The organism is Hymenobacter sp. YC55 (genome assembly GCF_029433095.1).
Classification (GTDB): Bacteria; Bacteroidota; Bacteroidia; order Cytophagales; family Hymenobacteraceae; genus Hymenobacter.
The window spans coordinates 240,653-264,476 of record NZ_JARNTX010000001.1; the positions used below are offsets into that span (position 1 = coordinate 240,653).

The following is a 23,824-nucleotide window of genomic DNA, read 5'->3' on the forward strand; positions in this document are numbered from 1 at the left end:
AATGGATGCGCTGCCATGGCAAGGCTAGAACTCGTGGTAGCCTTTTTCATAACAACTCAAAGCCATGAAAAGCAGCAAGCCCTTGTGGCCAATACGGGCGTCAAGGGCTTGCTGCTGTGGTGGTTTCAACACGAATAACGAGGTTCGTCAGGGCCTGCTACCCTGGTTTTGGAACGCACGGTTATGGCTCGTAACCTCGGTTGTCCTTGAAGTTCTTGTTGTATTTCTGCCGGGCTTTGCGGGCTTTTTCGGCGGCTTCGGCGGCCTGAATTTCTTCCATCTTGCGGCGCTCCTTGCCAGCCCGCGAAAACTGATCATAAATCAGGCTGACGGGGCTGGCTAGGCTAGGAGTGGGGGCTGCTGGTGCCGTGGAGTCCACCTTGAACAAGGGTTTGGGAGCGGGTGGGCGCTTCACGGCGCTGGTCGGCGCCGTACTTGGGCGCCTCATGTTGCGCAGAGCTTTGTTGATGGCCGCTCGGTCGGGGCGGCCTTCCGTTACGCGCACTTCCCCCAACATCACACTGTCGCGCATCAACGAGACCTGAATAACAAGTTGCGAAAGGCCGGTGCCGCCCATAGGAAAGCGGCGCGTCTTGAAGCCCACCGCCCGGAACACCAACGTGTCGGTGTTTTGCACTTCAATTCGGAAGTCGCCTTCGGCGTTGGCTACCACGCCCCGGCCGCTGCGCTGCACCAGCACGGCCGCTCCCGGCACAGGTTGCTTGGTACCCGCCTCCGATACCGAGCCCGTTACGCGGACCTGCGCTGCGGCTCCTAGCGGCAAGAGCAAGAACAGCAGCCATGCAAACAGCCACCTGCTCGGCTTGCTTGCAGCAATTCCGCTTGAAATAGATTTCGGTAAGTTCATTGGCCTATACAAACGCAAGCAACGGGCAAGTTATCTCATAACAGAGACAAAAAAAGCCCACACCGTTGCAGGTGCGGGCTCTGGGGCACTTTGGGGCAAGACAAAGTTACTTAATCTTGACGTCCTTGCCGTTTTCGGGCTTCAGTTTCACCGTGCCGTCGTCGCCGTCAATCTTGGCTTTGTTGCCTTCGGCGTCCTTGATTTTTACGTCGCCATCGGCTTTCACTTTCAGCTTGCCGCCTTCGCCGCCGCTCGTGCTACCGGCTTCGGTGGAGGCGCTGGCCGAGTTATCGGTTTCGGCTGGCGCGCTAGCGTCGTCCATGTACGCTTCCTCGTAGTAAGTGGGGCGGCTGGTTTCGTACACTGTGTATGACTCAGCAGGCAAGTAGCCTTTGAACTCGTTGTCGGTTTCCGAATAGGCATTGCGCATGTCGGCAGCCATGCCTACGGTGTCGGAAGCGTATTTGGTGCGCAGGTCGCCGAGGCGTTGCGCTCGGGTGTAGTACGTGTTGCGAATGCGCGACACCATAGCCGTATCCGAAATCTTCATGTCGGCCGCCATTTTATCGGCAATGCGCTGAGCGCGGGTCCGATACTGGGCATCCATGTCGCCGGTAGCGGCAGTGCTGGTCGTAGGGGTTTCGGTGGTGGTAGTCGTTTCGGCGGTTTTGTTGTCGCCGCACGAGGCAAGGCCAAAGACTGCCGCAACCGGCAGAATAAACAGGAGCTTTTTCATAAGTGTGGAATTGGTAAGAGGGAGAGATTATGAATTGCGCGTATACGCCCAGAGCTCCACAGCGGTTACCTAGGCTCTTTCCCGACCATCCAAAAACAAAGCAGCCGCGACAACTAATTGCCACGGCTGCTTTCTTACTAGTGATGTTCTTAGCCTAGAGAGGACACAGAAGACAGCGCAGAAGGCGCCATATTTCTATTAGGCCCGACGCAGCTCGAATACCGTTATTTCGGGCAGGAAACCCACCCGACCGGGGTAGCCCAGGAAGCCGAGGCCGGTATTGACGTACAGATACTGCTTGCCCTGCTGGTAGAGGCCAGCCCACTGCTTGTACACGTACTGCACCGGGCTCCACTTCAGAAACGGCAGGTTGATGCCGAACTGCATGCCGTGGGTGTGGCCAGCTAGCATCAAATCAATATCCGGGAATTCGGGGCGTACCTGCGCATCCCAGTGCGAAGGATCGTGGGAAAGCAAAATTTTGAATGGCGCGTCGGGTTCTACAGCAGCGTGGGCTTTGGCTAGGTTGCCGTACTTAGGGAAGCGCATGGCAGCCCCCCAGTTCTGGATGCCCAGGATGGCAATTTTCTCGCCGTTGCGTTCCAAATGGTGCGTTTCGTCGAGCAGCAGCTTCCAGCCTATTTGAGCGTGGTTGCGCTTAAGGCGTTCCAAGTTGGCGCGTTTGGCCTCGATGCCGCCTTGCTCGGTCCAGTCCACATAGTCGGCGTAGTCGTGGTTGCCGAGGATGGAGAGCTTTGGCAGTTTGCTTTGAATTTGGGCCAGCGTCGGGATATGGTCTTCCACTTCGGTGGCAATGTTGTTCACCAAGTCGCCGGTCATCACCACGAGGTCGGCATTTTGCTGGTTGATGAGGGCCACGGCCCGCTGCAGAGGCTCGGTCGAGGCGAAGCTGCCGGTGTGCAGGTCGGAAATCTGGAGCAATTTGAACCCGTCGAATGAAGCGGGTAAATTGGGAAAACGCAACGTTACGCGCTTCACTTGATAGTCGGTGCCGCCTTTTACCACGCCCCAGATCAAGGAGAGAAACGGCACGGCTGCTACCACTAAGGCCAGTTTGCTAAGAAATTCGCTGCGCGGAATAGCGCGTCCGGTGCCGGTAGCAGTAGGAGTGCCGGAAACGCGGCTCACCACCCAGCGCACGCCACGCACCAAGTCTTCGGGAAACAAGAACAGCAGCACAACCAGCTTGAACAGCAGCAAAGACAGCAACACGCTGGTCATGTAAGCTTTGTAGGGCGCATGGCCTTGGCCTCGGGTGGCCAACGACCACATGCCTAAGCCCCAGACCAGAATAGTAATCAGCCAGTATAGATAGCCAGCTGTTTTGCGGGCTACCGGAGCCGCGCTGTGAAGCGCCATGCGGACAGCTTGGAAGCCGTACCACTCAGCCAATAAAAACAGAAGCAGAAACAGAATGCCAGTGAGGGAGCGAAACATAGTAGGGAAAGAAGAGCCGTCGGCCAGAAGGAAAAGTTGATGGCCAAGCAAACACTGTTGCTAGGTCCACCAACTACAAACCCGCCGAGCGTAACAACGCAGACGGCGGAATGGGGTTTTTACTTTATTTTCCGGGCCCTGCAATCCCGATGCCGCATGCAAAACCCTGACCATCTGTCCGAAAATCAGCCCGCCGAAGAAGCCACGCCCGTGCGCTACGAAACCCCGGCTTCCTTCGGCATCAAGAGTTGGGCCGAGGAAGACCGGCCCCGCGAAAAGCTGATGCAAAAGGGCCGCGCCGCTTTATCGGACGCCGAACTGATGGCTATTCTGCTCGGCTCGGGCACCGCCAAACTATCGGCCGTGGATGTATCCAAGCTGATTCTCAAAGCCGTCAACAACGATTTGAATGCGCTGGCAAGGTTATCCATCAAGGAGTTGATGCGCCACAAAGGCATTGGGGAAGCCAAGGCCATTACCATTGTGGCAGCCCTAGAACTAGGCCGGCGCCGCAAAGAAGCCGATGCCCCGGCCCGCACCACCATCACCAACTCGCGCGACATCTACCGGGTGGTGCAGCCCCATTTGCAGGATTTGCCGCACGAGGAGTTTTGGGTAGTGCTACTCAACCGGGCCAATGTGGTGATGCGCACCGTCAGTATCAGCCGCGGCGGGGTAGCGGGCACCGTTGCCGACCCGAAGCTGATTTTCAAGGAGGCGCTGGAGCAGTTGGCTTCGTCGGTGATACTGGTACACAACCACCCCAGCGGCAACCGCAACCCAAGCGCCGCCGACATTGCCCTCACCCGCAAGCTCAAGGAAGCCGGCCAGTTCCTCGACCTGCCCATCCTCGACCACCTGATTTACACGGACGCCGGCTATTTTAGCTTCGCCGACGAAGGAATGTTATGATTGGTGATGGAGGATTGCTGGTTGTTGATTGTTTAGATAGTTGCTTTGTGCGCTGATTGCAATGAAGCTGTTTAAGAAGTTGTCCAAGTCAGGCATGACGTTCTTTCAACTTCCTCACAGCTTCAACAACTAACAAGCAGCTTCCCAACAATCACCAATTACCCCATGCGCCTCAACCCTAAATTGCTTATTGGACTCGGCCTACTGATAGTCTTCAGTTATTTTCTGAAAGACCTTGTTTTCAACGACGACCAATACGCGGCCCGGCTCCGCAAGGCCCGCCAAGAGAAATCCGACAGCTTCCGGCGGGTGCAAGGCTCACCGCTGAGTCAGGAGCAGCGCAACGTTTTCGACAGCCTGCGCTACTACACGCCCAACATAGCGTATCGCGTCGAGGCTCAGCTAGAGCCTTTCAGTCAGCGAGATACGGTTGAAATCCCCTTGACTGGAGGCAAATCCGATAAATACCTGCGGTGGGGCCGTGCTTCCTTTGCGCTCGATAATCAGCCGCAGAAACTAACCCTGTTTCTGAAGGCCGACGGCAAAGATTCCACGCTCTTCATCCCCTTCACCGACAAAACCAACGGCTTCGCTACCTACGGCGGCGGCCGCTACCTCGATGCCGCCAAGCCAGCCGCCGGCGATACCGAAATTACGCTCGATTTCAACGAAGCCTACAACCCCTTCTGCGCCTACAACGACGGTTTTGCCTGCCCCGTGCCGCCCCAAGACAACCGCTTGGCCGTGGAAATCAAGGCCGGCGAACAAGCCTTCCACGACCACGCCGCGCATGGCGAGGAGGCAACTCATTAAGGGTTCAATGTCATTCCGACATTCCGCGCATCAAGCGGAGAGAGGAAGCTGATGTTAAGCCCTCAACGACCTTATCCAGATTACTTCTGCGTTGGAGTGACAACGTTCTATTTAGATATGGACTAGCCATTAATTAACAGACGTAAACGCAGCAGTCTTTGGGGCATTGAAGCCGCTCGTCTGAATCCGTACCTTTGCCGCCGCTGTTGCCAGTTGCCAGTTATCAGTTTATTCGACTACTGGCCTCCAAAGCCAACAATCAACAACCAGCCTTCAACAAGTAAAATGAAAATATCCCTCGACTGGCTCCGCACGCTCATTCCCACCGACAAACCCGCCGTGGAAATCGGCAAGCTGCTGACAGGTTCCGGGCTGGAAGTGGAAGGCATTGAAGAGCTGGAAAGCGTGCCGGGTGGCCTACGCGGCGTGGTGCTCGGCACTGTGCTTACCCGCGAGAAGCACCCTGATGCCGACAAGCTAAGCCTGACCACAGTAGATGTAGGCGACGGTACGCCCCGCCAAATTGTGTGCGGCGCGCCCAACGTAGCGGCCGGCCAGCGCGTGGTAGTGGCCCTGGATGGCGCCGTGCTGCACCCAAGCCAAGGCGAGCCATTCAAGATCAAGAAGTCGAAAATCAGGGGCGCCGCTTCCGAAGGCATGATCTGCGCCGAAGACGAAATCGGCCTCGGTACATCCCACGCTGGCATCATGGTGCTTGATACTGACCTGCCCAACGGCACCCCCGCCGCCGACTACTTCGGCCTTGGCTCTGATTCAGTATTCGAAATTGGCTTGACGCCTAACCGCGCCGACGCGGCCTCCCACTACGGCGTGGCCCGCGAACTACGCGCCTTGCTGCGTCAGCCCTGCCACCTGCCGGATGTGAGCAAGTTTCACGCGCCCACCGAAGCTACTCAGAACATAGCCGTTACGATTGAGGACACCGAGGCCTGCCCACGCTATGCGGGGGTGCTGATGGAGAACGTGCAGGTAGGACCTTCGCCGGAGTGGTTGCAGCGGCGCTTGCGCAGCATTGGCCTCTCGCCCATCAACAACGTGGTAGACGTCACCAACTTCGTGCTGCACGAGTTGGGCCAGCCCCTGCACGCCTTCGACGCCAACCAGATTACAGGCAACCAAATCCGGGTAAAGCGCGCCATCGCGGGGGAGAAGTTCGTTACCCTCGACAGCGCCGAACGCCCATTGAAAGGCGAAGACTTGGTTATTGCCGATGCCAACGGCGCCCCGATGGCGCTGGCCGGTGTATTCGGGGGCAAGACGTCGGGCGTGTCCAATGACACCACCCGGGTGTTCTTGGAAAGCGCCTACTTCCAGCCTGCTGCCGTGCGCAAAACCAGCCAAACGCATCAGCTGAAAACTGACGCTTCGTTCCGCTTCGAGCGGGGCACCGACCCCAACATGGTGCTGCCGGCCCTGAAGCGGGCGGCTCTGCTGCTGCAAGAAGTGGCTGGCGCTACCGTAGCCGCGCCCATCGTGGACGAGTACCCAAATCATATCGGCCACACGCCAGTGCGTTTGCGTTTGCCCCGCGTCGAGAAGTTGGTCGGCCAGTTCATCGCGCCCGAGCGTATTCGTCAGATCCTGACCGACCTTGATATTCTGATTGCCGAAGAAAACCAGGATGCCAACGGCCACGCCGAATGGATTCTGTCGGTGCCGCCGCACAAGGTAGACGTGACCCGTGAGGCTGATGTTATCGAGGAAATCCTGCGCATCTATGGTTTCGACCACGTGGCCTTGCGGCCGCACAACTCGGCGTCGTTCCTGGCTAGTTTCGTGAAGCCCGACCCAGAAATCTTGCGCCAGAACATTTCGCGCTTGCTGAGTGGCATAGGCTTTTCGGAAATTATCACCAACTCCATCACCAACTCCGCCTACTTCCAGAAGCCAGGCGAGAAGAACGAGGGGTTGGTGCCGCTGCTCAACTTCAACAGCGCCGACCTCGACGTGATGCGCCCCACCATGCTGCACAGCGGCCTGGAAGTGGTGCGCTACAACATCAACCGTCGCCAGCGCGACCTGAAGCTTTACGAGTTCGGCAAAACTTACCACCGCGTAGCCGACGGCCAGTATCAGGAAAAGAACCAACTCGTGATTTACCTGACCGGCAACGCTACCGCCGAAACCTGGCAGCAAAAGTCGGAGAAGGCGACGTATCACCAATTGGCAGGTGCCGTACAGCAGGTGTTGGCGGCGCTTGGCTTCGGTTCGCCTACCTCGCAGCCGGTGCAGCACCCGTATTTGGCTGGAGGCCTGACGTTGCTTGCTCAAAACCAACCCGTAGCACAGCTCGGTGCCGTGTCGGGCGCGGTGCTCAAGCAAGTGGACGTAACGCAGCCGGTGTGGTACGCCGAGCTGGATTGGGATTGGCTGGTTAAGAAGTACAAGAACACCCTCGTGGCCCGTGAGCTACCGAAGTTCCCGGAGGTCCGCCGCGACCTGTCGTTGGTGGTCGACAAAACCATCACCTTCGACCAGCTCCAGCAGATTGCCCGCCGCACCGAGAAGAAGCTGCTGCAATCGGTGAACGTGTTCGACGTGTACGAAGGCGAGAACCTCGGCGCGGGCAAGAAGTCGTATTCAGTGAGCTTCCTGCTCCAAGATACCACCCAGACCCTCACCGACCAGGCCATCGACTCGGTGATGCAGCGCCTAATTCAGCAGTTCGAACAGCAGGCCGGCGCCGTTATCCGGCGGTAGTACAGCTTGTATTCCTAGACCTAATGGAAAAATCAGAGGACAACTTTCCTATGGTGGATTGGGCCGAAGTGCATCTGCGCTTTCCCGTGGGTCAATGTATAAAAGGGAGAGTTTTAATCCATGCGCACTTCGGAGTGTTTGTGGACATAGATTATCCAACAGTAAGGGGACTCATACGAATTCCAGATTTCAAGGAATCAACTGACGAGCCTATGTCGCCGGATTGCTTTCCGCTTATCAACTCCTTGGTGAAAGGAGTTGTACTTGGGTATACTCATCATAACTGTCAAGTTGTGATAAGTATGAAGCCTAGCTTGGTTGAACAAGCATGTGGATAGCTTTCCCACATTTTGGGTAACAACGAAAAACTGCCAACTTGCCCGAACGACGAACGCATACAAATGCGTTCTAGCAAAAACTTCTATTCGCATGGCCTCCTCTCAGCAGCTTGCTCAACTCGACCGCCTGGAGCGGCAGGTGAACACCTTAGTGTCTGCCTATCAGCGGTTGCGCGAGGAATTGGCTGATGCGCAAACTACTGTCGAGCAGCTTCGGGCCGACGTGCGCGACCGGGAGCGGCAGCTTAAGGATTTCCAGAATCAGGAGAATATAGTTAAACTTGTCAATACCATAGCCGGAGAACCGGCCAATGTCAACGAGCTAAAACTGCGCCTCAACGAATACATCCGCGAAATAGATAAGTGCCTTGCCTATTTGAGGGAGTAACCGCAACCACCATCCACCCCACCCACGACTGCTCCCATGAGCGAACTATCCATCAAAATCCGCATAGCCGATCGGGACTACCCAATGCGCGTCGAACCTCAGGACGAGGAACGGTTGCGTATGGCTGGTCGCCTATTAGGTGAGCGGATCAAGGAATTTCGCGAGCAATACGGCATTCAGGACAAGCAAGACCTGCTGGCCATGATTGCGCTGTCCACGATGGCTGACCGTTTGAAAGTTAGCAAGGAAAAAGATGGTACTGATACAGTACTGACCGAGCGCCTAGCGCGTCTCGATGAGTTGTTATCAGGAGTGGTGCTCGTCTGAAAAAGAGAAACAGACGACGCATCAGCGTAATTTTAGTTTGAACCCCGACAGTGCGACAAGCGCGGCGGGGTTGTTTGGCATACGGCCCTACTGCTGGTTATGGTTTTCAATCATCCTTCCAAAACCATAGCTCATGTCCACCACTATCTATATTGTCTTAGCCGCTGTGCTGGCCCTTGTGGTCGGCATCGTGGTGGGGCGCTTGCTGGCCGGCAAGGCCAACAAGGACCACGAAGCCGAGGCCAAAGCCCGCGCTCAACAACTGCTGGCCGAAGCCGAGCAGCAAGCCAACCGTACCCGCGACGAGCGAATTCAGCAGTCGAAAGACAAGTTTCGCACCCTTAAGCAAGAGTTTGAGCAAGAGAGCCGCCGCCAAAAGCAGGCGCTAGAGCAGGAGCTAACCGAGCGCCGCGCCACTGTAGTGGAGCAAGAGCAAGCCATCAAGAAGCTAACCGACACCACGCAGCGGCAGCTTGAGCAGATTCAGCGCAAGGAAACCGAGTTGGATGCCACCCGGGAGCGGATAGAAGCGCAGAGCCAAGCACAGCGCGAGAAGCTGGAGGCCCAAGACGAAAAGCGCCGCGCCACACTGGAAGCGCAACTAGCCAAGCTTCAGCAGCGCGAGGAAGAAGTGGAAACCGAGCTAGAGCAGACCCGCCACCACTTGAATGAGCAACTGCATCAAGTGCAAAGCCAACTGGAAACCATTTCAGGCTTGACGGCTGCCGAAGCACGGGAACAGCTAGTAGAGTCGTTGAAGAATGAAGCGCAGATTCAGGCTTCTTCTTACATCAAAGATGTAGTAGCCCAAGCCAAGCTTTCGGCCACCAAAGACGCCAAGAAAGTGGTGCTGGAAACCATTCAGCGCACTGCGGCAGAACATGCTATTGAAAACTGCGTGTCGGTATTCAACATCGAATCCGACGACGTGAAGGGTAAGATTATCGGCCGGGAAGGCCGCAACATCCGGGCGCTGGAAGCGGCTACGGGTGTGGAAATCATTGTGGATGATACGCCCGAAGCTATTATCATCTCGGGCTTCGACCCGGTGCGCCGCGAAGTAGCTCGCTTGAGCTTGCACTTGCTGGTGAAGGACGGCCGGATTCACCCGGCCCGCATCGAGGAAATTGTGGCCAAAACCCGCAAGAACATCGACGAGGAAATCGTGGAAATCGGGGAGAAAACCATCATCGACCTCGGGATTCACGGCCTGCACCCCGAGCTAATCAAGATGGTGGGCCGGATGCGTTTCCGCTCCAGCTACGGCCAAAACCTGCTCCAACACTCGCGCGAAGTAGCCAACCTCTGCGCCACTATGGCCGCCGAGTTGGGCCTGAACGTGAAGCACGCCAAGCGCGCCGGCCTCCTACACGACATCGGCAAGGTAAGCACCGAAGAGCCCGAACTGCCCCACGCCATCCTAGGCATGGAGCTAGCCAAGAAATACAAAGAGCACCCCGACGTGGTAAACGCCATCGGCGCCCACCACGACGAAATGGAAATGACGGCCATGATTTCGCCGCTCGTGCAAGCCTGCGACGCCATTTCTGGCTCGCGCCCGGGTGCCCGCCGCGAGATGATGGAAAGCTACATCAAGCGCCTCAAGCAACTCGAAGAAACTGCCGTCAGCTTCGACGGTGTACTGCAATGCTACGCCATTCAGGCCGGCCGCGAGCTGCGCGTGATGGTGAACGCCGACAACGTATCGGACGAGCGTGCGCAGGAGCTGAGCTATGAAATCTCGCAGAAAATCGAGAAGGAAATGCAGTATCCCGGTCAGATCAAAATCACGGTAATCCGCGAAATGCGCGCTGTCGCCTACGCCAAGTAGAGACAAAGCAAGCAATGCAAAAGCTGTTGTGGTTCCGGCCACAACAGCTTTTGTGCTTTCAGGCGTGCAACTAAACTGCTTAATCAGGTATCCTGCTACTGCGCTTAGTCTAGCTATTTAATCTTTCTTTACTGTTTGAAAGCTTGGATTATGTGTTGATCTTCAATTGGTTATTTTATTACTACTCTCTTATATGCTCCAACTGCTACTTCGCTATTCCTGCTTTCTGCTGCTGTCTGTACTCACCTTGAGCAGTTGTTCTGTGTATGCTCCTATGCTTCCTGCGGCTCCCCAAATTCGGGACAAAGGGCAGGTGGAGGTGCAGGGAACAACATTTCTGAATGGGCGTTGGGAGGCGGGAGCCACTTATTCACCGGTAAAGCATCTGCTGGTGCGGGCCGCTGGCGGCCTCAAGACCGATGACCGGGATAGTACATACTTTCGAGTTCGACAGTACGAGCTAGGAGTGGGAGGCTATTATACGCTTGGTGAACGTTGGCTAATAAGCGCGCTTGGAGGGTACGGGGAGGCACGCAATAGCCGTGGTTACTCTGAATACAGTGATTTATTAGAACTGAATAGACGAGTGGACTTGCAAGCTGGCTACCACCGACTCTACGGTGAAGCCGTCATTTCTTATCAAGCGCGGCTGTTAACGATGGGAGCAACTTCTCGGCTTTCAAGGGTTACATTTTCTTCGCTCACCTATAATAGCCAGCCCATCGGCTTGCGCCACATGACGCGTATTGAACCTATGTTGTTTTTGCGCTTTGGCCGTGAAGACGGGGCAGTGCCTTGGCTGCGGTTGCAGGCCGCATGGGGCGCTTCAGGTAGGCCAAGCGGTACATATGGTCCTAATGAACCGTATGCATATAATCGTATCAGACAAGGGCATGGCTTCTTGGCGGTAAGTGTTATTCTACTCCCGCATCTGTTCGTCCAGAAGAGCGAGTAAGACTACCGCTGCCGAACCAGTTCCAGATACTTGGCGTCGCACTGCTCGAAGCGCGTGTACTCGTTCATGGAGTTGCCGTAGTTCTGAATCAGGAGTAGGCTGTCCTGCCAAACGGCTTCTACATTGTCCTGCGGGTCCGCTCCTTTTAGGCCCAAAAAGGTGAGGTAAGTTTCGGAGCCTTGCCGGTCTACCCGAACCGGCCCACGCGTTTCACCCATGACAAACCGATAGGCATTAGCCTGCTTAGTAATGGTGATGGAAAGGGCACACACGGCCGTGTCCTGCACTGTGTACGTGCCTGCATAGGTGGGCGTAGGTAGGAGCGAAGACGCTTGTGGTAACGCCGTGTCGGTTGCCACGGCTGGTGCTATGGTTGTGGGCGTAGTAGAAGTAGCTGCTTTCTGTTCGCAAGCTGTCAGTGTTGCGCTCAGGCAGGTAAGTGCTACGAAACAGCTGATAGGACGCATAAACCCGGGTAGCTTGGTTTTTGAAGAGAAGTAAAGAAGACCTGCTTTTGATTCTAAGTAAAAGCTTGATAGCTGGCTGAAGCAATTTTCGATGAGGAGCGCCGAGCCTCCAACCAAGCTGTGGGCACGCCCTCATGGTCGAAAACGCTAACGTGGTGCAGCCCAACCTTGGCCAGCACCGCCCGCGAGGCTGTATTTTGCATGTCGGCTATGGCGTAGAGTACGGGCGCCCGCAGCACCTCAAACCCATAGGCTACCGAGGCCCGTGCCGCTTCTGTGGCAAAGCCTTGGCCCCAATACTGATGAATAAACCGGTAGCCTACATCGTAGAAATCGACGTGATGGTTGACGGGCTCGCGCACCAGCTTGAGGCCCGCCCAACCGATGAACTCGTTGGTTGCTTTCTGGATGACGGCCCAGCGCCCAATACCATTTTCCAGATACTGTTTCCGAATAAAGGCTATAGTTTCCTGGCTTTGCTCGATGGTTTGAACCGGGTTATTGCCTAAGTAGCGGTGCACCAGCGGGTCGGAGTCCAGCGCGAACATGCCCGGCGCGTCGGTGGGTAACAACTCGCGTAGTAGCAGCCTTTCTGTTTCGGCAAATATCTTCATGAGAGTCGAGGTAAGGGGGAGCTATGATAGCCCAAAAGACGCTCGAAAATAACAGCTTCCGTTATTCTGGTTTTGCCAGCTTGGCAAACACATTATTTAAACCCTCGGCCCAGCTTGGGTGCGCAATAACCATGTTCTGAAGCTGCTGATATTTCAGCTTGCCCATCATTACAAGCTGAAACATAGTCATTAGCTCACCACCTTCGGCGCAAAGTATGGAGGCACCCACAATTCTATCCTGCGGGTCAACTAGCACCTTCCAGAAGCCGTTGGTACGGCCGGTTTCGCGGGCACGGCCGATGGTGTGAACGGGCATGCTGGCAACGCGGTAGTCGAGGCCTTGCTCCTGCGCCTGGCTTTCGTTGAGGCCGATGCGGCCGAGCTGCGGCTCGGTGTAGACGCAGTAGGGCAGGGGCCGTTGCTTGGCCGAACGTCGCTTACCACGCTTGAGAAGGTTGTCGCGAACCACGCGGAAGTCGTCGTAGCTGATGTGGGTGAATTGGGGGCCACCGTGTATGTCGCCGAGGGCGTATACGCCGCGGACGTTGGTTTCCAGGCGCTCGTTGACTTCAATGAAGCCCTTCTCGTCGAGTTTGATGCCAGCTTGGTCGAGGCCGAGCGTATCAGTATTGGGAGTGCGGCCAGTAGCCACGAGTAAGTGAGTGCCGCGCAGGCGTCGGTCGCCCTGCTTGGTACTGGCCGTAAGCGTGAAGATGCCTTCTTCGTTGCGCGAGACGTGCCGCACGTCGGCGCCAAGCACAATCTCCACTCCTTCGTCGGTCAAGATCTTGCTGAGGGCTTCACACACATCATCGTCTTCGCGCTCCAGCAATTGCGTGCCCGATTCGATGATCGTCACGTCACAACCAAAGCGCCGATACATCTGACTGAACTCCAACCCGATGTAGCCGCCTCCCACGATGAGCAGGTGCTTGGGTAGCTCTTTGAGGTCGAGTAGTTGAGTGGTGGAGAGGTAAGGTAAGCCATCCAGTCCTTCGATGTCGGGAATGGCAGCGCGCGTACCGGTATTGATAAAAATGCGCTTGGCGCTAAGTTCCTGTAGCGGACCAGTAGGCGGGGTGAAGAGGATGTTGCGCGGCCCGGTAAAGGTGGCGTGGCCTTCTAGCACCGTAATGCCTTTGTGTTCTTCGGTAAGGTTGCTGCGGACGCCTTCGCGCATCGTCCCGATTATTTCATCTTTGCGGGCTACTACTGCCTTTATATTGGTTTTGGGCTCGGCGTCCTTAATCCCGAAATCGGTGGCGGTGCGGAGTTGGTGGGCCCGCTCAGCCGACGCGAGCATGGCTTTCACTGGGGAGCAACCATAGTTGATACAAGAGCCACCGAGCAAGTTTTCCTCGATAAGGGCTACCCGTTGGCCGGCATCGGCAAGCGCAGTGGCAAGAGGATTACCTGCCTGGCCGGAGCCAATAATGAGGGCATCGTAAGAAGTATTGGGCATAAAACGCGAAGTTTGGACAATGAGGGGCTGCCTCAGTAGCAGCCACCTGTTGAACTGTACGCAACTGTTGAGCCTATGGCCACACAAGGAAGTACGGATTCACACGTTTTGCCTTCACTTATCCCGTTCCTGTTTGTCCTTTATGATTCATTTGCTTCGTGCAGTCTTCTTGTTGAGCTTGCCTCTGTTAGCTAGTTGTTCGTCCCTTTATTTCCCGCCGCCGCCGCAAGTGCCGCTCCTCACGCAAAAAGGCGAATGGAGCGCCGGTATTCATAGTAATTTCAGCCAAAACACTGCTTTGCAGGGCGCCTACGCCGTTGGTGACCATATTGGTGTCATTGGTTCGGCGTCTTTCCTGCATTCTAATAAGAAAGAGAATTTCTTCGGCAAGAAAGCCGACCGGGAATCCATAGACCACGATTTCGTGGAGGCCGGAGTCGGCTATTTCACGCGCCTGCGCAAAGACCAGCGCGTGCTGGAAGTGTACGGGGGCATAGGCGCGGGCAACACCAAGCGCACCAGGTTCAACAACGAAACCAACATCACCGAGCAGAGTGCGGAAGGAAAGCTCAAAAAGTATTTCGTGCAGGTCAACTATACTTCGAAAGACGAGAAAACCTTCCACGCATTAGGTCGCGACTGGGACTTCAACTATGGTACAGCGCTTCGGGCCAGCTATATGCAGCTCAATGATTTTCGCTTGGGCGGTGTTGCTCAAGCCCCTGAGGACAACGTTTTTCTCGAACCTATCACCTATACCCGCATCAAAGTAGCGGGGCCCCTCCAACTCCAGTTTATCAGCGGCAGCAATTTTGGTTTACGAACCCGCAAGTTTCTGAAAGCTTCCAACTCGGTATTTCAGCTGGGTATAGTAGTAAATGTAGGCGGTCAGGAAGGACGGAAGTAGAGATTCGAAAGCGAGAACTGAGCAAATTCAGTTTTTAAAGCAGATTCCTTTTTTGTTAAGGATGATCTTAAAAGTCTATTTATAATTCAGAAAAACCCTCTCTATTCTTTGCCTGCTAGAATTATTCAACACCATGCTACCAGGAAGTCAACCGGAAGAAGTCTAAAGGATTGATGTATTGGTTTCGCAGCCAATGCAAAGACAAGCAACTTGACGCATCTATTAGTTGAGTTGCATATGAAGAATACCTTACTCGTTTTAAGTTTTGTATCTATAACCGGCTGTACAGTATACGTACCTATGCAGTCCACTATGCCCCTCATAGAACGCCAGGGGCAGCTTGAAGTAGCCGCCAGTATGCACCCTGCAGTTTTGGTGGAAACTGTAGGAGCTTACTCGCCCTTGCCCCACGTTTTGCTAACTGGTGCCGGAAAAATTGGTCTCAACACAGGTGGAGACCACTATGTCCGGCACCGTCAGGCGGAGCTAGGAATGGGAGGGTATTGGAATATTGGAGAGAACTGGCTGCTGAATGCCACGGCTGGCGGTGGCTATGCTATGACTAACCGTCAGGATGGTTTATTGGGTGGTGAGTACAAGCGAGGTCGATACAGCAAGGCATTTGGCCAAATAGGAACTGCCTGTGAATTGCCATTCAGTACGTACAGTCTCACATATCGAGTAGACCGTGTGTCCTTCAGCGGACTAGCTAATAGGAAGGGGGCTATTCCTAATATGGGTAGCTATCGTCATCAATTAGTAGTAAACAATCGCCGCCGGCTAGGCCAAAATGAAAGCTGGTACTTACAATCTTCAATAGGATTGTCGAGTAGCAATCTCGAGCCTTCTAGCTCGGCAAACCGAACTGAAACACTCGATGATCAATGGTTTGCCGCCGGAATCCCGGCAGTGATACTTGGTATCGGTGTCGTTTGGCAACCCCAACAGCCACTGCGATAGCCAGCTGTTACATACAACACAACAAAAAAGCCCCGACTTACGCCGGGGCTTTGCAATCAGGCTGAATTAGAAAGCAATTACTTGCCGCCCAATACGCGCAGCATCGTGTCGCCGATTTCGGCGGGCGAATCCACTACGTGGATGCCGCACTCGCGCATGATAGCCATCTTAGCAGCAGCCGTGTCGTCGGCGCCACCTACGATAGCACCGGCGTGGCCCATGCGGCGGCCGGGAGGTGCCGTTTGACCAGCAATAAAGCCTACTACTGGCTTCTTGTTGCCGGTTTCTTTGATCCAGCGAGCAGCTTCGGCTTCCATGCCGCCGCCGATTTCACCAATCATGACGATGCCTTCCGTTTCGGGGTCGTTCATGAGCAGTTCCACGGCTTCTTTGGTGGTAGTGCCAATGATAGGGTCACCGCCGATGCCGATGGCGGTGGTTTGGCCGAGACCGGCCTTGGTTAGCTGGTCAACCGCCTCATATGTCAGGGTGCCTGATTTTGAAACGATACCGATTTTGCCTTTCGTGAAGATAAAGCCGGGCATGATGCCCACTTTGCACTCACCAGCTGTCATGACGCCGGGGCAGTTTGGCCCGATCATGCGGAGGCCTTCGCGGCCTTTTAGGTATTCCTTCACCGCAATCATGTCCTTGGTTGGAATACCTTCGGTGATGGTGACGATGACCTTGATACCAGCGTCGGCGGCTTCCATGATGGCGTCGGCGGCGAAAGCTGGGGGCACGAAGATGATGCTAGTGTCGGCGCCGGCTTGCTCTACTGCCTCGGCTACGGTGTTGAACACCGGACGGTCGAGGTGCTGAGTGCCGCCTTTGCCGGGCGTAACGCCGCCCACCACGTTGGTGCCATACTCAATCATCTGCTGGGCATGGAACGAGCCTTCGGAGCCAGTAAAGCCCTGCACAATCACTTTAGAATCCTTGTTGACCAGAACACTCATGTAGAGAGGGGGTTAGAGATAGGTTGCGGTTGGGAGTGCGAAAAAGATGCTATTTAAAGCACCCGGTGCGCAAAAGTAGCCCTTTTTGCGGCGGTGACAAGCCACTAACTGATTCATGGGAAGCGGCGCCACACGAAAAAGAGGCTCGTAACAAATTGATTTTGCTACAGGACTGTCGCAACAACAACCAGTTGACGCAAAGCTGCGGCCACCGAGCTATTGGAGTAGTTTATGATGCTGAACGGGAATCGGGGAACTATGTGTCAAGCAATTTACCTAACCGATAGGATGCTTTGCCGTTCATCGACCAGACACAAGCTCTACATCCGCTGAGTTGTATTGGCAGTCGCCTGTCAGCTACGGTACCGGAGGAACGCTCCGCTTAACTGCAACAAGTCCCTAATTTCTAGGGTTATAGTGGAAGGAAGCTTGGGAAACTAAGTGACTTCCCGGGGCTACCACAGCAAATCCGTACCTTTGTGGCCCCCTCTCATCAACAATTCCCCTCTCATGTACCTGAATAATATAGTCGAGGCCATTGGCAACACGCCCCTGGTGCGGCTCAACAAGGTTACGGACGGTATCAAAGGCACCGTTCTGGCCAAAGTAGAATACTTCAACCCCGGCAACTCCGTGAAGGACCGCATGGCAGTGCGGATGATAGAGGACGCCGAAAAAGCGGGCATCCTGAAGCCTGGCGGTACTATCGTGGAGGGAACTTCCGGCAACACCGGCATGGGGCTGGCGCTGGCAGCTATTTCCAAAGGCTACAAATGCATCTTTGTGATGAGCGACAAGCAAAGCAAAGAAAAGCAAGACATCTTGCGGGCAGTGGGTGCCGAGGTGGTCATCTGCCCCGTTGACGTGGAGCCCGACGATCCGCGTTCCTACTACTCAGTGGCCCGCCGCATCACGGCCGAAACGCCCAACTCCTTCTACCCGAACCAGTACGACAACCTCTCGAACACAGCCGCCCACTACGAAAACACCGGTCCCGAGCTCTGGAAACAGACCGACGGCAAAATCACGCACCTTGCGTGCGGGGTGGGCACTGGCGGTACCATTTGCGGTACCTCCAAGTATTTGAAAGAACAAAATGCCGACCTCGTGACGGTGGGTATTGATACCTACGGCTCGGTTTTTAAGAAGTACAAGGAGACCGGAATTTTCGACAAAAATGAAATCTATCCTTACAAGACCGAGGGTATTGGCGAAGATATTTTGCCTAAGAATGTTAACTTCGATGTCATTGATCTGTTCATCAAAGTCACAGACCAGGACGGAGCCGTCATGACGCGCCGCCTAGCGAAGGAAGAGGGCTTGTTCGTCGGATGGTCTTGCGGCTCGGCAGTATACGGGGCGCTGGAATACGCCCGGGAACACCTCCAGGAAGACGATACCATGGTTGTCATCCTGCCTGACCACGGCACCCGTTACCTGGGTAAGATTTACAATGATGATTGGATGCGGGAGCAAGGCTGGTTGTAAAACAAAACCTTGCTTTAGCATCTTTCTCCTGTTCCCGTTCGAGCTTTAGTGAAACCAAACTGTCTTATGTCGAAGAAGCTGCGCAGCATAGTACTGGTTGATGATAACGAAACCACTAGTTTTCTGAACAACCGCTTGCTTAGTCGTCTCGACGTTGCCGACCAAGTGCACACTTTCCGGAAAGCAGAGCAGGCGTTTCAATTTTTGTGGGGCGAGGAAAACGCACCCGTCGACCCGGATGCGGTACCTGCACTCGTGTTCGTCGATCTGAAGATGCCGGGCATGGATGGTTTCGAGTTCTTGAAGCTCTACGACGCCTTGCCCGATCAATCGAAGGCCAAAACCGTCATGGCGGTGCTTACCACCTCCATGCACGCCGCCGACACCGCCCGCGTAGCCCAATACCCGGACGTAGAATATCTGGCAAAGCCGCTAACCGAGGAGAAGATGGAAAAGCTGCTGAAAAAGCGGTTTTAATTGTCTACTTGCACTAGGATATCAACTATAACAAAAGCCGCTCCCTTAATATGGGAGCGGCTTTTCTGTTAATAAATAATTTTACACTACCGCCTCTACAAAGCGAAATGCTTCGCCATCAAATAGCCCCTTGTCGCTTAATTTCAAGCTCGGGATAACCAGCAGGGCCATAAAGGAGAGGGTCATAAACGGTGCCCCGAGTGGAGAGCCAAGCTGCCTCGACAGCGCATCAATAGCCGCATACGATTCGGCCACGCGGTAACCATCCTGCTCCGACATTAGTCCGGCAACGGGCAGCGGCAGCACAAGCTCCTCGCCGTTGGTCCCAACAGCGGCTAAACCACCTCGGGCCTGCATTACCAAGTTTACGGCACGGGCTATGCTTTCATCGTCGCAGCCAACGGCCGTGATATTGTGCGAATCGTGACCGACGCTACTGGCTAAGGCCCCATGCTTCAGGCCGAAACCGCGAATGAAAGCTACCGCTGGCGACGCAGGCTGGTAGCGGTTCACAACGGTAAGCTTGAGAATATCCTGCGTCAAGTCGGGTACCACCAGTCCATTTTCCACGCGAGCCGATAGGTCGTGACGAGCAGTGATAAGCTGTCCATCAAAGCACTCGATGACCCTGACAGTTGATTGTTCGTTAGCGGGAGCTTGTACTTGAAATTCCTCTTCCTTGACAGGCCGAGCATGGAAATTATTAACGATGCGGCCAGGCACCGAGGTAATCAAGGTGTTGCCATTTTCGGCTACTAGCTCACCATTTAAGTACGTTTGGCGCACTTGGAAATCCGTGAGGTTGTCTACCACAATAAAATCAGCGGGGTCTCCGGCGCGGAGCAGGCCGACGGGCAGGCGGTAGTGCTCGACGGGGTTGCGGCAAGCTACGCGTAACACCTTCAGCACGTCTTGGCCGCGGGCCACGGCGCGCTGCACCAGTTGGTTGATGTGGCCGAGCACCAGCGTATCGGGGTGCTTGTCGTCGGAGCAAAACATCATGTGCTCGTAGTGCTCCGGCAGCAGATCAATCAGGGCGTCGAAGTTGCGGGCTGCGGAGCCTTCCCGAATTAGAATCTTCATGCCGACCGCCAGCTTATCGAGGGCTTCTTCGGCCGTAAAGCATTCATGGTCGGTGCTGATGCCGGCTTCGGCATAGCGTTGGGCATCGGCTCCGCGCAGGCCAGGAGCGTGGCCGTCTACAGGGCGGCCGTACTGTTGCGCCAGCCGAATTTTCTCCATCACGCCCGCATCGCGGTTCAGCACGCCGGGCCAGTTCATCATTTCCGCCAGATACCCGATTTCCGGGTTCTGAAACAATTGCTCGATGTCCTGTGCCGTTATCTCGGCGCCAGCTGTCTCGAAAGGCGTGGCCGGCACGCACGACGGGGCACCGAAGCAAAACTTGAACGGTACCTGCCGCCCACTTTCCAGCATGAATTCCAATCCCGCCACGCCCAGCACATTGCCAATCTCATGCGGGTCCGACACCGTAGCTACCGTACCGTGCACTACGGCCAGCCGGGCAAATTCAGCCGGTATCAGCAGCGAGCTTTCGATGTGCACGTGCGCATCCACGAAACCGGGCAGTGCATACGGCAAACTCGGGTCGGGAGCAGTGGCGCCCGTCGGCTCAATAGCCTGAATGCGGCCGTCGGCTACGTGCACAACGCTAGGGGCTATGGTATTGGCAAACAGGTCGATGACGTTAGCCTGTAAACTAAATTCAGCGGGCATAAGTTAGGGGAGAAGCTGTACAAGACTGGCCGCAGAAAAGCGGCAGACAGGTAAAGAACCGTATATTTGTTAAAATCTGCGTCAGTGAGAAAGATTGCCACTTACTTGATAACTGCCCTCTTCTTAGGTTCGGGCCTTGCTACTACGGGTTGCGCCAGTCGCACGCCGCAGCAAAAGAAAACCGCGTCGTATAAGCGCAAAGCGGCCATTGGCAAAATTCCGTGCCCCTGCGATAGTCACTAGCGTAGTGATTGTCCGTTAGTTGCTTATTTTATATTAGAATATTTCTTCGTTAGTGAATACAAATTCTACCGTTCTGGGCCGGTTTCTGAATGGCCGTGCGTTATTGTTGCTTATTGTTGTGCTTTCCATGGCAAGAGGCACGCAGGCGCAAGTCGGCCTTATTAGTGCAGGAGTGCGGCTGGCAACTATGGGTGCAATTTCAGCCGCCACGGGCATGTCTAATGTAGGTAAAGGCCAGTATCAATTACCAGATCAAAGCTGGCATCCCGCCAAAATGTGGATGGAAGGCTTGCAGAGAGTGCACCTTCAGGAAGAAGGGAGCAAAAAGAAAAAGATTTTGCTGGCTAGAGAAGTACAATCGTTAGCTGTTGGAACCGACACCTTTCGAGTTGTACGCAGCTTTGCCGATCCAAAGAAGCCTGATAAGCAAGTTGAAGCTTGCTTCATGAAGCAGATTTATAAGGGAGGTGGCTATTTATTAGCCGCTTACCAATGGGGTGGAATGAATTCTCCTGATTGGGATGGAGACGGTTTGATGATTAGCCACGGAACAGAAATTATAGCTGTACCCGTAAAGCACCAGGAATTTGAGCGTACAATGTTGGCTCTTTTTGGAGATCATCCTGGCCTGGCAAAACAACTTCAGGCCGGCGATTTAAAGGCCAAGCATACAAAGCAGATCATAGAATTGTATGTGAACTGGAAGCAGCAATCTGCTAAATAGGTACTTTCCAATTCTCACTGTCCTGTTGGCTGACCAATGATACGGAAGGACTTGCTATTTGTGCTCACGTTCTAGCTCTTGGTGGTCGGTGCTACACAAGCGCAACGTAAGCCAGCAGCATTTCCTGCGCCTACGCCCGCTCCAACCGAAGATCCGGCACTACATCGTGGCGCTGGCCACGCAGGCATGTATCAGGGCAATGATGGCACTTGGCATTCTGTGCAGATAGAAAATTGGGAAAATGACCGGGTTACCTGAGCGACGCAGGCAGCACATACAAAGCGTATTTTCCTACTGAGCTGAAACGTTTCGTATCAATGGGCGACACCGTGGTGGCAGCGCGCGACCTGATTGTGCCTACTCGCCACTTTCCTTTTAGCCGACGCCGGGGACTGCTACCTGCAGCCTTTGGACGCCAAGTGTACCGGGGTGGTGGATTTCAGCTAATCAACTACGACCCGCAACGGCCTGCTACATTGCTAACGGCGCTTTCCAGCCGGTTGCTGCTCCGGCGTGGGCAAGAGGCATGGCAAGTGCTGCCTACCAATACCGTGAAGTTCAACCAGTTTATGCTCGTGCTGCTCGGTAATAACCCGGAACTAGCCACGGGCTTGCGAGCCAGCCAGTATCACCCTCGGCGCGATGCTGCGCAGCTACTGGAACGTTATGCCGATTGGCAGACCCGCCAGTTTTTGCAATCTATAACTCAACCGGGCCATTAATTTCTGTTGATGTCTGCTTCCGCTCCCGAATCTCCTGTTGCTGCATTGCGTGCTGCCGCCGATGCCTTACGTCAGCAATTGCGAGCTAGCTCTTTCGATGCCGTAGCGGTACAACAGCTAGCCGACTTTATCGAAACGCAACGTGCTGCCTTATCGGCTGCCGACCGACAGGGTGTAACCACGGCTCTGGGCTGCTTCTTGGGGCAGTGCCTCGTGGAAACCTACGGCGGCACGTGGGCGCAGGGTCCCGACGGTACCACTGGAGTGGGTATCAACCAGCAGCACTTCTTCAATCCTTTCTTCCGAGTGGCTGAACAACTCGATAAAGGCTTATCCGAATCGGTCGTTGCTTTTTTTGCATCTGTGCCCATTCACCTAGAAAATCCGGGTCGTAGACAGTGGATTTCGTAAAATTCACCCAAAAAAATAGGGGGTAAACGCCGCGGGTAGTAGATTAGAATAGTCTGGAGGTCTGTAAGCAGGGGGTTTGCAGTCATTTCAGATGAAATATTAACTCCTGTACCCATGCGCCATTTGCAAGAAGCGGCCGAAGCCGTACGAAAAAATCTTAACCTACCTCAGTTCGATGAAAAGGCGGTGCAAGCACTGACTGATTTCATTGAGAATGAGCGCTCTAATGTGCCGGCCGAAAGCCGCGAAGCAGTAGTAAATGCGTTGGGATGTTTTTTAGGCGAGTGTATCATCCGTAGCTTTGGGGGCTGGTGGCGCACTGACACCCGCGGCACAGCAGGCGTGCAGATCGGGCAAAACTTCTTTCTGCACCCTCATTTCTTTATCGAACAACAATTTAAGCGGGGAATGGCCGAGTCGGTAGCGGAGTTTTTTGCTTCATTGCCAACCAAGCTTCTGAACCCGCCGCCACCCCGCAGAACTTGGATTCCGGTACCCGTGCCGGTTTTCCGCCGACCGATGTAACTATGAGAAAAATCGTCATTGCCATCGACGGCTACTCCTCTTGTGGCAAAAGCACCACGGCCAAAGCCGTGGCCGCCGAGCTAGGATATGCCTACATCGACACCGGCGCTATGTACCGCGCCGTGACGCTGTATCTGCTCGAAAACAATATTCGCTTTGACGATTTGCCTCGCGTAGAGCAGGCTCTGCATGAAATGCACATCTCCTTTAAGCGCAACCGCAAAACGGGGCGCAATGAACTGTGCCTGGACGGGCATATTCGGGAAGATGAAATTCGGCAGATGCGCATTTCCAATTTGGTGAGTGAAGTATCGAGCATACCGGCTGTGCGTCACGCCATGGTGGCACAACAGCAGCGTATGGGCCGCAAGCGGGGAGTAGTAATGGATGGCCGCGACATTGGCACCACGGTTTTTCCGGATGCCGAAGTCAAAATATTTATGACGGCCGACGTGCAGACCCGTGCCGAGCGGCGGCAAGAAGAGTTGGCCGTGAAAGGCGAGCAAGTACCCGTGGAGGAGATAGTGGAGAACCTGCGCAAGCGCGACTACCTCGATTCTACTCGCACCGAAAGCCCGCTGCGCCGCGCCGCCGATGCCGTAATGCTCGACACCACGCATATGATGATCGACGAACAGGTGGATTTTGTGTTGGAACGCGTGTCGGCTATGCTATTTGCCTTGGCTTCCGGCGCCGACAATGAACGGAACGGCAGCGAAGTAGTTGTATAAGATTAGTGCCTGATGCTTAGCGCGTAGTGCTTAGGCATTAGAATTGTGAG

Annotated in this window: 23 protein-coding genes and 1 pseudogene; 16 read left to right on the top strand and 8 right to left on the bottom strand. The window is 54.9% G+C overall.

All coding sequences use genetic code 11. The annotated features are described in order from the left end of the window. Positions 1-181 precede the first annotated feature (181 nt). The 3 genes from P1X16_RS01135 to P1X16_RS01145 form a co-directional block, all read right to left on the bottom strand. Complete coding sequence (locus P1X16_RS01135; RefSeq protein ID WP_277225624.1) at positions 182-784, bottom strand: carboxypeptidase-like regulatory domain-containing protein; 603 nt, start codon at positions 782-784, stop codon at positions 182-184. A gap of 190 nt (positions 785-974) precedes the next feature. After that, positions 975-1,604 (bottom strand): hypothetical protein, encoded by a 630-nt coding sequence (locus P1X16_RS01140; RefSeq protein ID WP_277225627.1) that lies wholly within the window; start codon positions 1,602-1,604, stop codon positions 975-977. A 198-nt stretch (positions 1,605-1,802) separates the two neighbouring features. Further along, positions 1,803-3,062: a metallophosphoesterase gene (locus P1X16_RS01145; protein ID WP_277225630.1), complete on the bottom strand. Its 1,260-nt coding sequence runs from the start codon at positions 3,060-3,062 to the stop codon at positions 1,803-1,805. A 156-nt stretch (positions 3,063-3,218) separates the two neighbouring features. Between P1X16_RS01145 and radC the strand changes: the two genes are divergently transcribed. From radC to P1X16_RS01180, 7 genes are all read left to right on the top strand, one after another. Next, positions 3,219-3,974, top strand: a complete 756-nt coding sequence (gene radC / locus P1X16_RS01150; RefSeq protein ID WP_277225632.1) for a DNA repair protein RadC — start codon at positions 3,219-3,221, stop codon at positions 3,972-3,974. 165 nt (positions 3,975-4,139) lie between these two features. Further along, positions 4,140-4,787: a DUF1684 domain-containing protein gene (locus P1X16_RS01155; protein WP_277225635.1), complete on the top strand. Its 648-nt coding sequence runs from the start codon at positions 4,140-4,142 to the stop codon at positions 4,785-4,787. 285 nt (positions 4,788-5,072) lie between these two features. Beyond that, positions 5,073-7,508: a phenylalanine--tRNA ligase subunit beta gene (gene pheT / locus P1X16_RS01160; RefSeq protein WP_277225638.1), complete on the top strand. Its 2,436-nt coding sequence runs from the start codon at positions 5,073-5,075 to the stop codon at positions 7,506-7,508. 429 nt (positions 7,509-7,937) lie between these two features. Continuing rightward, complete coding sequence (locus P1X16_RS01165) at positions 7,938-8,234, top strand: hypothetical protein (protein WP_243800066.1); 297 nt, start codon at positions 7,938-7,940, stop codon at positions 8,232-8,234. A 36-nt stretch (positions 8,235-8,270) separates the two neighbouring features. Further along, a complete protein-coding gene (locus P1X16_RS01170) occupies positions 8,271-8,561 on the top strand; it encodes a cell division protein ZapA (protein ID WP_245121825.1) in 291 nt (96 codons plus the stop codon). A gap of 133 nt (positions 8,562-8,694) precedes the next feature. Then, a complete protein-coding gene (gene rny / locus P1X16_RS01175; protein WP_277225644.1) occupies positions 8,695-10,392 on the top strand; it encodes a ribonuclease Y in 1,698 nt (565 codons plus the stop codon). 193 nt (positions 10,393-10,585) lie between these two features. After that, positions 10,586-11,347 carry a hypothetical protein gene (locus P1X16_RS01180; RefSeq protein ID WP_277225646.1) on the top strand — a complete coding sequence of 254 codons (762 nt, stop codon included), beginning with the start codon at positions 10,586-10,588 and terminating at the stop codon, positions 11,345-11,347. 2 nt (positions 11,348-11,349) lie between these two features. Here P1X16_RS01180 and P1X16_RS01185 read toward each other — a convergent pair whose 3' ends face one another. The 3 genes from P1X16_RS01185 to P1X16_RS01195 all read right to left on the bottom strand — a co-directional run bounded on the left by P1X16_RS01185 (position 11,350) and on the right by P1X16_RS01195 (position 13,890). Continuing rightward, positions 11,350-11,814, bottom strand: coding sequence for a hypothetical protein (locus tag P1X16_RS01185; RefSeq protein WP_277225647.1), 465 nt, complete (start codon positions 11,812-11,814; stop codon positions 11,350-11,352). 53 nt (positions 11,815-11,867) lie between these two features. Further along, entirely contained in the window at positions 11,868-12,428 is a 561-nt protein-coding gene (locus P1X16_RS01190) for a GNAT family N-acetyltransferase (protein ID WP_277225649.1), read from the bottom strand. Positions 12,429-12,489: 61 nt separating this feature from the next. Continuing rightward, positions 12,490-13,890, bottom strand: a complete 1,401-nt coding sequence (locus tag P1X16_RS01195; protein WP_277225650.1) for a mercuric reductase — start codon at positions 13,888-13,890, stop codon at positions 12,490-12,492. A gap of 142 nt (positions 13,891-14,032) precedes the next feature. Between P1X16_RS01195 and P1X16_RS01200 the strand changes: the two genes are divergently transcribed. Together P1X16_RS01200 and P1X16_RS01205 are read left to right on the top strand one after the other, a co-directional pair. Then, positions 14,033-14,797 carry an outer membrane beta-barrel protein gene (locus tag P1X16_RS01200; protein ID WP_277225651.1) on the top strand — a complete coding sequence of 255 codons (765 nt, stop codon included), beginning with the start codon at positions 14,033-14,035 and terminating at the stop codon, positions 14,795-14,797. A gap of 237 nt (positions 14,798-15,034) precedes the next feature. Next, a complete protein-coding gene (locus P1X16_RS01205) occupies positions 15,035-15,757 on the top strand; it encodes a hypothetical protein (protein WP_277225652.1) in 723 nt (240 codons plus the stop codon). A 77-nt stretch (positions 15,758-15,834) separates the two neighbouring features. Here P1X16_RS01205 and sucD read toward each other — a convergent pair whose 3' ends face one another. Continuing rightward, positions 15,835-16,716: a succinate--CoA ligase subunit alpha gene (sucD, locus tag P1X16_RS01210; protein ID WP_187314684.1), complete on the bottom strand. Its 882-nt coding sequence runs from the start codon at positions 16,714-16,716 to the stop codon at positions 15,835-15,837. Positions 16,717-17,226: 510 nt separating this feature from the next. Between sucD and P1X16_RS01215 the strand changes: the two are divergent. Together P1X16_RS01215 and P1X16_RS01220 are read left to right on the top strand one after the other, a co-directional pair. After that, positions 17,227-18,201 (top strand): annotated as a pseudogene (locus P1X16_RS01215) (pyridoxal-phosphate dependent enzyme); the annotation flags it as partial. A gap of 69 nt (positions 18,202-18,270) precedes the next feature. Further along, positions 18,271-18,681 carry a response regulator gene (locus P1X16_RS01220; RefSeq protein WP_277225653.1) on the top strand — a complete coding sequence of 137 codons (411 nt, stop codon included), beginning with the start codon at positions 18,271-18,273 and terminating at the stop codon, positions 18,679-18,681. 81 nt (positions 18,682-18,762) lie between these two features. On the opposite strand, the gene ade is transcribed toward P1X16_RS01220, so the two are convergent. Continuing rightward, positions 18,763-20,418 carry an adenine deaminase gene (ade, locus tag P1X16_RS01225; protein ID WP_277225655.1) on the bottom strand — a complete coding sequence of 552 codons (1,656 nt, stop codon included), beginning with the start codon at positions 20,416-20,418 and terminating at the stop codon, positions 18,763-18,765. 295 nt (positions 20,419-20,713) lie between these two features. On the opposite strand from ade, the gene P1X16_RS01230 reads away from it, so the two are divergent. The 5 genes from P1X16_RS01230 to cmk all read left to right on the top strand — a co-directional run bounded on the left by P1X16_RS01230 (position 20,714) and on the right by cmk (position 23,774). Continuing rightward, positions 20,714-21,385: a hypothetical protein gene (locus tag P1X16_RS01230; protein WP_277225657.1), complete on the top strand. Its 672-nt coding sequence runs from the start codon at positions 20,714-20,716 to the stop codon at positions 21,383-21,385. Between the two features lie 317 nt (positions 21,386-21,702). Continuing rightward, complete coding sequence (locus tag P1X16_RS01235) at positions 21,703-22,107, top strand: hypothetical protein (RefSeq protein WP_277225659.1); 405 nt, start codon at positions 21,703-21,705, stop codon at positions 22,105-22,107. Between the two features lie 9 nt (positions 22,108-22,116). After that, positions 22,117-22,518, top strand: a complete 402-nt coding sequence (locus P1X16_RS01240) for a hypothetical protein (protein ID WP_277225660.1) — start codon at positions 22,117-22,119, stop codon at positions 22,516-22,518. 114 nt (positions 22,519-22,632) lie between these two features. Continuing rightward, positions 22,633-23,043, top strand: a complete 411-nt coding sequence (locus P1X16_RS01245) for a hypothetical protein (protein ID WP_277225661.1) — start codon at positions 22,633-22,635, stop codon at positions 23,041-23,043. Positions 23,044-23,045: 2 nt separating this feature from the next. Further along, complete coding sequence (gene cmk / locus P1X16_RS01250) at positions 23,046-23,774, top strand: (d)CMP kinase (protein WP_277225663.1); 729 nt, start codon at positions 23,046-23,048, stop codon at positions 23,772-23,774. Positions 23,775-23,824 lie beyond the last annotated feature (50 nt).

What these genes read in the sequence shown, in the direction of transcription:
- P1X16_RS01140 (WP_277225627.1), bottom strand. Translation starts at nt 1,604, where the DNA reads ATGAAAAAGCTCCTGTTTATTCTGCCGGTTGCGGCAGTCTTTGGCCTT.
- P1X16_RS01145 (WP_277225630.1), bottom strand. Translation starts at nt 3,062, where the DNA reads ATGTTTCGCTCCCTCACTGGCATTCTGTTTCTGCTTCTGTTTTTATTG.
- radC (WP_277225632.1), top strand. Translation starts at nt 3,219, where the DNA reads ATGCAAAACCCTGACCATCTGTCCGAAAATCAGCCCGCCGAAGAAGCC.
- P1X16_RS01155 (WP_277225635.1), top strand. Translation starts at nt 4,140, where the DNA reads ATGCGCCTCAACCCTAAATTGCTTATTGGACTCGGCCTACTGATAGTC.
- pheT (WP_277225638.1), top strand. Translation starts at nt 5,073, where the DNA reads ATGAAAATATCCCTCGACTGGCTCCGCACGCTCATTCCCACCGACAAA.
- P1X16_RS01165 (WP_243800066.1), top strand. Translation starts at nt 7,938, where the DNA reads ATGGCCTCCTCTCAGCAGCTTGCTCAACTCGACCGCCTGGAGCGGCAG.
- P1X16_RS01170 (WP_245121825.1), top strand. Translation starts at nt 8,271, where the DNA reads ATGAGCGAACTATCCATCAAAATCCGCATAGCCGATCGGGACTACCCA.
- rny (WP_277225644.1), top strand. Translation starts at nt 8,695, where the DNA reads ATGTCCACCACTATCTATATTGTCTTAGCCGCTGTGCTGGCCCTTGTG.
- P1X16_RS01180 (WP_277225646.1), top strand. Translation starts at nt 10,586, where the DNA reads ATGCTCCAACTGCTACTTCGCTATTCCTGCTTTCTGCTGCTGTCTGTA.
- P1X16_RS01185 (WP_277225647.1), bottom strand. Translation starts at nt 11,814, where the DNA reads ATGCGTCCTATCAGCTGTTTCGTAGCACTTACCTGCCTGAGCGCAACA.
- P1X16_RS01190 (WP_277225649.1), bottom strand. Translation starts at nt 12,428, where the DNA reads ATGAAGATATTTGCCGAAACAGAAAGGCTGCTACTACGCGAGTTGTTA.
- P1X16_RS01195 (WP_277225650.1), bottom strand. Translation starts at nt 13,890, where the DNA reads ATGCCCAATACTTCTTACGATGCCCTCATTATTGGCTCCGGCCAGGCA.
- P1X16_RS01200 (WP_277225651.1), top strand. Translation starts at nt 14,033, where the DNA reads ATGATTCATTTGCTTCGTGCAGTCTTCTTGTTGAGCTTGCCTCTGTTA.
- P1X16_RS01205 (WP_277225652.1), top strand. Translation starts at nt 15,035, where the DNA reads ATGAAGAATACCTTACTCGTTTTAAGTTTTGTATCTATAACCGGCTGT.
- sucD (WP_187314684.1), bottom strand. Translation starts at nt 16,716, where the DNA reads ATGAGTGTTCTGGTCAACAAGGATTCTAAAGTGATTGTGCAGGGCTTT.
- P1X16_RS01220 (WP_277225653.1), top strand. Translation starts at nt 18,271, where the DNA reads ATGTCGAAGAAGCTGCGCAGCATAGTACTGGTTGATGATAACGAAACC.
- ade (WP_277225655.1), bottom strand. Translation starts at nt 20,418, where the DNA reads ATGCCCGCTGAATTTAGTTTACAGGCTAACGTCATCGACCTGTTTGCC.
- P1X16_RS01235 (WP_277225659.1), top strand. Translation starts at nt 21,703, where the DNA reads ATGGGCGACACCGTGGTGGCAGCGCGCGACCTGATTGTGCCTACTCGC.
- P1X16_RS01240 (WP_277225660.1), top strand. Translation starts at nt 22,117, where the DNA reads ATGTCTGCTTCCGCTCCCGAATCTCCTGTTGCTGCATTGCGTGCTGCC.
- P1X16_RS01245 (WP_277225661.1), top strand. Translation starts at nt 22,633, where the DNA reads ATGCGCCATTTGCAAGAAGCGGCCGAAGCCGTACGAAAAAATCTTAAC.
- cmk (WP_277225663.1), top strand. Translation starts at nt 23,046, where the DNA reads ATGAGAAAAATCGTCATTGCCATCGACGGCTACTCCTCTTGTGGCAAA.